At 71.1% G+C, this 8,673-nt stretch carries 7 protein-coding genes; 1 reads left to right on the top strand and 6 read right to left on the bottom strand.

The features are described from left to right. Positions 1-51 precede the first annotated feature (51 nt). From ACFRKB_RS36165 to ACFRKB_RS36190, 6 genes are all read right to left on the bottom strand, one after another. Positions 52-594, bottom strand: a complete 543-nt coding sequence (locus ACFRKB_RS36165; protein WP_365976389.1) for a bacterial proteasome activator family protein — start codon at positions 592-594, stop codon at positions 52-54. Positions 595-715: 121 nt separating this feature from the next. After that, a complete protein-coding gene (locus ACFRKB_RS36170; RefSeq protein WP_383110853.1) occupies positions 716-3,565 on the bottom strand; it encodes an FtsX-like permease family protein in 2,850 nt (949 codons plus the stop codon). Then, a complete protein-coding gene (locus tag ACFRKB_RS36175; protein ID WP_383110854.1) occupies positions 3,562-4,278 on the bottom strand; it encodes an ABC transporter ATP-binding protein in 717 nt (238 codons plus the stop codon). The genes ACFRKB_RS36170 and ACFRKB_RS36175 overlap by 4 nt, the downstream gene beginning before the upstream one ends. 270 nt (positions 4,279-4,548) lie before the next feature. After that, positions 4,549-5,244, bottom strand: coding sequence for a PadR family transcriptional regulator (locus tag ACFRKB_RS36180; RefSeq protein WP_383110855.1), 696 nt, complete (start codon positions 5,242-5,244; stop codon positions 4,549-4,551). Positions 5,245-5,354: 110 nt separating this feature from the next. Further along, positions 5,355-5,990, bottom strand: coding sequence for a hypothetical protein (locus tag ACFRKB_RS36185; protein ID WP_383110856.1), 636 nt, complete (start codon positions 5,988-5,990; stop codon positions 5,355-5,357). A gap of 116 nt (positions 5,991-6,106) precedes the next feature. After that, complete coding sequence (locus tag ACFRKB_RS36190; protein WP_383110857.1) at positions 6,107-7,771, bottom strand: Stk1 family PASTA domain-containing Ser/Thr kinase; 1,665 nt, start codon at positions 7,769-7,771, stop codon at positions 6,107-6,109. Between the two features lie 360 nt (positions 7,772-8,131). On the opposite strand from ACFRKB_RS36190, the gene ACFRKB_RS36195 reads away from it, so the two are divergent. After that, on the top strand, positions 8,132-8,673 hold a 542-nt coding region (locus ACFRKB_RS36195), incomplete at its 3' end, for a protein kinase domain-containing protein (protein ID WP_383110858.1).

The raw sequence follows: 8,673 nt of genomic DNA on the forward strand, positions 1-8,673 counted from the left end.
CGCGCCGGACAGAGTGATCGAGAGCGATCCGGGGATCAAAAGATCCGGGGATTACAGGTACGGGCCCGAGCGGATCGCGCCGTGCCCCTGCTCTCCGTCGTCCTCCTGGACCGAGCCCGGCGGCAGCGCGCGGCGCATCTGCTCCAGCTGGGCCCTGGCCGCCATCTGCTGGGCGAACAGCGCCGTCTGGATCCCGTGGAAGAGGCCCTCCAGCCATCCCACCAACTGAGCCTGCGCGATACGCAGTTCCGCCTCGGAGGGAATGGCCTCGTCCGTGAAGGGGAGCGAGAGCCGCTCCAGCTCCTCGACCAGTTCGGGGGCGAGCCCGTCCTCCAGCTCCTTCACCGAGCCGGCGTGGATCTCCTTGAGCCGTACCCGGCTCGCCTCGTCCAGGGGAGCCGCCCGCACCTCCTCCAGAAGCTGTTTGATCATGCTGCCGATGCGCATGACCTTCGCGGGCTGCTCGACCATCTCCGTCACCGGAACCTCACGCGCGCCGTCGTCGGTTCCACCGCCGCCGAGCGCCATCCCGTCCTGTCCCACCACGAGGACGTGGGGGCTCTCCTGCGACCGTTCGTTCCTCGGCATCTCCATGCGGCCCATTGTCTCGCACATGTGCGTCACCACACGGTGTGCCCCCGTACGAAGGCGGATGACCTCGTACGGGGGCACGGATACACGGGGATCGGACGGCCTGTGGGGCGGGCCCGTGAGGTTACGTCGCCGCCCGGCGGCCGAGCACCCGGTGCGAGCGGGTGACCAGGGCCGCCAGGATCGCGGCGCCCAGCGGGACGACGACCAGCAGCGCGGCCAGCGTCCCCCAGGGGATCACGATCGGTACGTGCGGCATGTCGACGGCGCCCAGGCCCTCGTCGAGCGCCTTGCGGTACCAGTCCTCCTCGCCGCGTCGCTGGGTCAGCCGCAGCCCGATCGCCGGGAGCACCCCGGCCGCCGAGCCGAGCAGCACACCCATCACGGCCACCACCCCGCACTGGAAGCCGCTGAGCGTCCTGCGGACCCGTGCCGGGGCTCCGACCGCGGCGAGCGTCTTGAGGTCGGCCTCGGCGTCGGCCTGGGCGAGACCGGTGGCGATACCGGCGGCGCCGATGGTGACCAGCCCCGCGAAGACGGTCAGTGCCAGCAGCACGATGCTGTTCTCGCTGACGTAGCCGCCCTCGATGCGGAGGCTGACATCGCTGCCGGTCTTGTCGAGCTCGCCGTCCAGCTTCTGCTTCTGGGCGCTGCTCGGCATCGCGCCGGTCGAGTAGTACGCGCCGAGCGGGACGGTGCTGAGGCCCGCGGCCTCGGCCGTGGCCGGGGTCAGGATCATCGCGATCCCGTAGGCGTTGGGCGACCCCGCGACCTGGTGTGTCAGGACCGACTTGACGTCGCCCGGCGGGTCCTCGCCCTTCTGGTAGGCCGCGTCCGCCGCGTCCATGTCGGTGATCAGCCGGATGCCGATCTTGCCGTTCGCGTCGATGTTCCGCTTGTCGAAGGAGACGATCCTTCCGTCCGCCAGCGCCTTTTCGGCGTCGGCGTCCTTGATCCCGAGGACCGCGAGCAGCTTGGCGTCACCGATCAGCACACCACCGTCGACGTTGCTGTAGACGTCGCCCTCCTTGCAGCGCCAGTCCTTGATGAGCTTGCGCCGCTCGGCCTTGCTGAACTTCTCCGAGGGGTCCTCGTCCCCGTGGTTCATCCACAGCGGGCACTGGTTGGCCTTGGGTACGACCACCTCGTACCGCCCGCAGCCGTCCTCGCCGCCGTACATCGAGCAGCCGGGCTTCCCGACGGAGATCCGGTCCACATCGGCGCGAATCTCGGTGGGCAGATTCTTCTGGACGGCCGTGCGCACGGCCGGGACATCCCGGCCGCCGCCCTCGTCGAGCATGACCGAGACCGCGCCGTGGGGCAGCTGCGGCGTGTACGTGGCGCGGCTCTGGGCGTCGCTGCTCGCGGCATACGTCGAGACCGCGACCGTGCCCGCGACCGCGGCGAGCACCGCGGCCACGGCGGGGGCCGTGCGCCCCCGGTTGCGTACGGCGTCGCGCAGTGCCAGCCGCGGTGAGAGCGGCATCCAGCGGCCGATCCGGCCGAAGAGACCCACCAGGGCCGGCGTCAGCGCGACCACACCCAGCTCGGCGAGTGCGCTGCCGCCCGCGACGACCGCGAACTGGTCGGTCATCGTCGAGCCGTACAGCGCGATCGCGGCACCGAGCACGAACGCGATCAGCCCGAGGACCGGCAGCACCCTGCTGCTCCTGCGCACCCCGCGGCGGCCGGTGAGCGAGGCCAGGACGGTCTGGCGGGAGGCGGTGACGGCCGGGACGATCGCGGCCAGCAGACCGGTGAGCACGGCCAGCGCCGCGATGCCGATCAGTTCCAGCGGCCGGATCTCGAAGCCGCCGAAGCGCTGGCCGAGGTAGTCCTCCAGCAGGGGGCGCAGGGCGATGGTGAGGGCGATACCGAGGACCGTACCGACGACGGCCGAGGCGACACCGATCACCAGACCGCCGGCGAGCACGATGGCCCGGATATGGCGCCGGTCGCCGCCGTTGGCCCCGACGAGGCCGAGCTGACGGCGTGAGCGCCGGGCCCCGACCGCGAAGGCGGGCCCTGCCAGCAGACAGATCTCCAGCATGGCGAGACCGACGATGGTGCCGATCGCGGCCATCTCGGCGGTCTTGGCCGCCGTGCTCTGCTCGTACTTGCCCCAGCCGTCCTGCCGGTAGAGCGGGACGTCCGAGTCGGCGGGCGGGTTCAGCTGTACGGCGCGTGAAGTGACCGTGACGCCCTTGCGGTTGACCTCCTGCACCATGTTCCACGTGAAACCACCCGGGATGGCCACCAGCCGTGTGGTGGTCGGGGACGTGCCGGGCAGATCGTCGGCCTTCAGCGCCTTGTCCAGCGGGGCCAGGAACGCGCCGGGAAGCGCGTTGACCTGGTCGACGCCGAGGTCGCTGGGGAGTTCGTACTCGCCGACGATCCGGTAGTCGGCGTCGAGCCCCCGGGCGGTGAGCTTCGAGCCCACGCGCAGACCGCTGCTCTCCAGGAAGTGCGAGGTCGCGGCGACCTCGCCGCCCTTCTCCGGGAAGCGGCCGTCGAGGAGTCGCATGATGCCCCGGGCCATCGGGTCCGATGCCTTGAGCTCACGGATCTCGGTGTGCAGCAGCCCGTGCGTGGTACGGAGCTTTCCGGATCCGAGCGTGTCCTTCAGGACCGTGGCGCCCGCCGGGATGGTCTTCTCGACGTCCGCGGGACCGTCGGGCCACGGCTTGTTATCGAAGTTGCCCACCGGGGAGTACTGGTCGCCCGACGGATTCTGCTGGAGAGGCAGGCCCTCGAGGCCGGGGTCGGAGAAGCGCGCGTCGGCGCGGCCGAGGTCGCGGCTCAGGCTCTCCGCGGTGGAGAGTTCAGCGCTGCGCAGGGTGAGATCCGCGGCGCTCACCCCGAGGATGGGCAGCGCGATCATGGCGAGGACGAGGAAGCTGCGTCCCTTGAAGCGCCAGGCGTCGCGGCGGGCTATGCGTACCGCGGCGCGCCAGGAGTGGAACCAGTTCTTCACAGCTCGGCCGCCTGGCCCGTGAGCAGCGAGTCCGCCTGGCTGCGCAGCGTCTGGTCGACGACCGCGCCGTCCCGCAGGAAGATCACACGGTCCGCCCAGGCCGCGAAGCGCGGCTCGTGGGTGACGAGGATGCCGGCCGCGCCCGCGTCACAGCGGGTGCGCAGCAGCGCGAGCACGGATTCGCCGGTCTCGGAGTCCAGGGCGCCGGTCGGCTCGTCCGCGAGGACCAGACGCCGGTCGCCGACGAGGGCGCGGGCGATCGCCACGCGCTGCTGCTGGCCGCCGGACATCTCGTCGGGGAACCGGTCGGCGAGCTCCTCCAGACCCATCTCCCGCAGTGCGGCCAGGGCTTCGACACGGCCCTTGCGCGCGGAGACGCCGTCGAGTTCGCGGGGCAGCGCGATGTTCTCGGCGGCGGTGAGCGCGGGGATCAGGTTGTAGTCCTGGAAGACATAGCCGATGCTGCGGCGGCGCAGGGCCGCGAGCTTCTTGCGGTCGGCGGTGGTGATGTCGGTGTCCTCGACGATCACACGGCCCGAGCTGGGGCTGTCGAGGCCGCCCGCGATGGTGAGCAGCGTGGACTTGCCGGAGCCCGACGGGCCCATGACGGCGACGAGTTCGCCGGGGAACACATCGAGATTGATACCGCGCAGCGCGTGCACCTCGGTGGCGCCGCTGCCGTGGACGCGGGTCAGCTCCTGGAGCTGGAGCACGGGCCGCTGCGGCGAGTGCGGCTGCGGCGAGTGCGGATGTGCTTTCTGCTGCGGCGACTGAGGCTGCTCCGACGCCGGATGTGACGGCTGTGACTGGTGTGGCTGATGTGATTTGCGAGCCATGAGGGTCCCCCCTTTGGGCGTACGCGTACGTACGAGCGGTTCGGTGTGACGAGTGAGCCGGGGCGCGCGGTGATGCGGTCGCCCCCAGGGGGCCCCGCGGGCCCCGGCCGGACGGGTCGGGTGGGTCGGGTGGCGTCGGCGCCGTGGTCAGTCGGCCGCCGAGCCGGCGGAGGGCGCGGAGGCCGGTGCCGAGGCGCGCGCGGGGGTGGCGGTGGACGCGGGGGTCGTGGCGGGCGCGGGCGCGGACCCGGCGGCCGGATTCGCCGGATTCCCCGAGGGCGTCTCCGGCTGCGTGCCGCCTCGTCCCGGCACCATCGAGAGCCGGATCAGCCGGACTTCGCAGTGGTCGAGCCAGCGGGCCTCGGCCTCGGTCTGGAAGATGAGCTGCTCCAGGACGAGGAGCCAGGCCACCTCGTCCCGGTCGGCCGGGACGGCTTCCAGGGCCTGTGCCTTCAGCCGCGTGTAGTCCTGCATCGCCTGGATGGTGTGGTGCCGCTGCGACTGGATGACCTCCCGGATGTCGACCCCCGGGGCCCCCACCGCCATGGCGAGCTTGATCGCCAGTTCGTCGCGGGGCGGGCTGGCGCGGTCGACGGGCGTACGGAACCAGGACCGCAGCTCCGCGCGGCCGGTTTCCGTGATCACGTAGAGCGCGTGACCGGCCTCGTCCTCGCCGTCCTGCGTGACCATGCCGTCGCGCTCCAGCCGGCTCAGGGTCGTATAGACCTGGCCGACGTTGAGCGGCCAGGTGGAGCCGGTGCGCGACTCGAACTCCGTACGGAGCTGAGAGCCGTAACGCGGACCGCGTTCGAGGAGGGCGAGAAGCCCGTGGCGAATGGACATACTCAGTATGTATACCGAGTAAGTCATAGCCTGCAAGCGACCGGAGACGGACCTCATAAGTACGCCATAAGGAGGACCACCGGGAGGCCCCAGGGGGGACGAGGGGTGGTTCAGCGGCGTCGGAGCCGCAGCCCGAGAAAGCCGAGCCCCAGGCCGAGCAGCGTGATTCCGGCGCCCAGGGTCAGTACGGGAACCGGCCGTGTGCCCGATCGGCCGAAGGCCCTCGCGTCCGGCCTGCGGGCGGCGTCGGGGGGTGCGGAGTCGGCTGCCGTCGGCTCGCCCGTACCCGGCTGCTCCTCAGGCGGTTTCCGGGCCTCTCCCGGCTCGTCGGCCGCGTTCCACTCGTCCTCCGCCTCCTCGTCCGTACGCGCGGAGGCGGAGGCGGACGGCTTCGCGGGCGCGGAGGAGGGCGACGGCTTTCGCGAAGGGGCGGGCGGCTTCGCCGGGGACGAGGGCCGGCCGGGCCGCGCGGGGTCCGCGCTCTCCGCGCTTTCCGTGCTCTCCGTGCTCGCGCTCGGGGCCACGTCCTGGGGCGGCTCGTCCTCCGTATCCGGCTCGGGCGGTCTGCCCGGTCGTGGCTTCCCCTCCCCGGCGAGCCGTCCGGCCAGTTGCCCGGCCAGTTGTCCGGCCAGCGAGGATGCCTCGGGCTCGGGGGCCGCGGAGGTGCCCGGCGGGGGCGGGGCGAACTCGTTGGACTCCTCGGCGTACGCGCCGGGTGCGGCCAGCAACAGGGAAGCGACCGCCATAGCGCAAGGGGTGCGGAACCTTGGAGTCACCGATCCAGCGTCACATGACTGGACAACTCCGGCATCCCGGATGTTTCGTCAGTAACCGCGTATGGGTGGCCGGCGGGCCGGTCAGGCTACTCCGGGTCCCCCGTGGAGATCGTCAGCTCGAACTCCTGCTCCTTGGGCAGCACGGCGGCGCCCGGCCGCGGGTACTGGCCGATCACGATGTCCTCGGCCTGCGTGCCGTCGTTCTGCTTCTTCGGCTCCGACCAGGTCCAGCCGGCCGCACGGAGGCAGTCCTTCACCGAGAGGATGTCCTTGTACCGCAGGTCCGGCACGGTCACCTTGGCCGGGTCGAGGCCGTCCTCCGAGGCGTCCGAGCACTCCGTCGCGTCGATGGTGCGGTTCCGCTCCGGGTCCCGGTGGCCCGCGGCGGCCGGCGCGGCGGAGCCGCTGGTGCGCGGATCCGTGTTCCCGCTGCCGTCAGTGCCGTTCTTCATGGTGAGCGCCGTGACCAGCCCGGCGATCGCGAGGATCGCGAGCGCGGCCGAGCCCACGATGACCGGCATGTTCCGCGGGCCGCCGGGCCGGCCGCCGCCGTGCGATCCGTGCCCGCCGCCGTGTGCGCCATGGCCGGAGTGGGCCGCCATCTGGGACTGGGGGGAGGCCGCGTACGGCTGCGGAGCCGGTGACGCCGGCTGGGGGTAGGCCGGGGGCGGCGTCTGCGGATAGCCGTACCCGGGCCCCTGCATCGGGGCGGGCGTCGGCGGCCCGTAAGGACCGGGCTGGTACGGCGTCTGCACGTTCTGCCCGCTCGGCGGTCCCTGGTTCGACTGGTCCACCGGCGGGAAGACCGCGGAGCCCACGCCCGCGCCGCTGTTGTGCGGTATCCCCTGCACGATCACCGGCGCGCCCGCCTGCCCGCCGGGCAGCACCCGCGCGCATTCGTCGCGCATCGTCTCCGCGCTCGGGAAGCGCTCGTTCGGGTTCTTCTTCAGCGCCCGCGCGACGAGCGCGTCGATCGCGGGGGTGATCGAACGGTTGATGCTGGACGGAGCGACCGGCTCCTCCTGCACATGCGCGTACGCGATCGCCAGCGGCGAGTCCGCGTCGAACGGCAGCCGGCCCGTCAGCAGCTGGAAGAGCATGATGCCGACCGAGTAGAGGTCGGAGCGCGCGTCGACACCGCGCCCGAGCGCCTGCTCGGGCGACAGGTACTGCGGCGTACCGACGACCATGCCGGTCTGCGTCATCGACGTCACACCCGACTGCATGGCGCGCGCGATGCCGAAGTCCATGACCTTGACGACGCCGCGCTTGGTCATCATCACGTTGCCGGGCTTGATGTCCCGGTGGACCAGCCCCATCTCATGGCTGGTCTCCAGCGCGGCCAGCACATCGGCCGTCACCTTCAGCGCCTTGTCGGCCGGCATCGCGCCGTACTGGGCGATGTCCGCCTGGAGTACGGAACCGAGCGGCAGCCCTTCGACGTACTCCATGACGATGTACGGCATCAGCGCGCCGTCGAGCTCGTCCTCGCCCGTGTCGAAGACGGAGACGATGTTGGTGTGCGACAGCTTGGCGACGGCCTGGGCCTCGCGGCGGAAGCGCTCGCGGAAGGACTGCTCGCGCCCCAGCTCCGTATGGAGGGTCTTGATCGCGACCTGCCGGTCCAGCGCCGCGTCGTACGCCAGATATACGGACGCCATCCCGCCTTCGCCGAGCAGGTCGCGAAGCTGGTACCGGCCCCCCGCGACCGAACCGCCCGCATAGCGGCCCTGTGCGCCGTCCTGGCTCATGACTGTGCTTCCCCCTCGGCGCGCTGACGCGGTGGTACCACGCGATGCCCCGTTATCGAAGATCCCGCGAATACGCGAATACGCGCCAAGTCTGCCCGAGGGCACTGACACGTCAAGCCGGGTGCCCGTTCCGTGACCGTACACACGGCAAGCGTCTCGGAAGCGTTACAGGAAACCCATGGAATTTGCATGGGCGGCGCGCGAGCGGGTTTCATGGCCGGTCGATCCTGGACCGGCGTGTCACACGGAGGCTGTAGCGTGAGGTGGCATAGCCACCCCTGAGACATCCCCTGAGACACACAGACATACCGCGGACCGCGTGTGCGGCTGTTCCGCGGACAGAAACGACGGCGAGGACTGATGGCACCCGAACCCGAAGCAGGCGGCGGAGTGTCGGATGCGGCGGACTCCTGGGGCGACAACGGATTGGTCGGCGGGATGGTCGGGGACGGCCGTTACCGTATGACCCATCGCCTGGGCCGTGGCGGTATGGCCGAGGTGTTCGCGGCCGAGGATGTGCGGCTGGGCCGTATCGTCGCGGTGAAGCTGCTCCGGGCGGATCTCGCGGAGGACCCGGTGTCCAAGGCGCGCTTCACGCGTGAGGCGCAGTCGGTGGCGGGGCTGAACCATCACGCGGTGGTGGCGGTGTACGACTCGGGTGAGGACACCGTCAACGGTCAGACGGTGCCGTACATCGTGATGGAGCTGGTCGAGGGCCGGACGATCCGTGATCTGCTGGTGAGTGCGGAGGCTCCGCCGCCGGAGCAGGCGTTGATCATCGTGTCCGGGGTGCTGGAGGCGCTGGCGTATTCGCATCAGCATGGGATCGTGCACCGGGACATCAAGCCCGCGAACGTGATCATCACGGACACCGGTGCGGTGAAGGTGATGGACTTCGGTAT

This window comes from Streptomyces scopuliridis (assembly GCF_042790125.1).
In the GTDB taxonomy this organism is placed as follows: Bacteria; Actinomycetota; Actinomycetes; order Streptomycetales; family Streptomycetaceae; genus Streptomyces; species Streptomyces scopuliridis_A.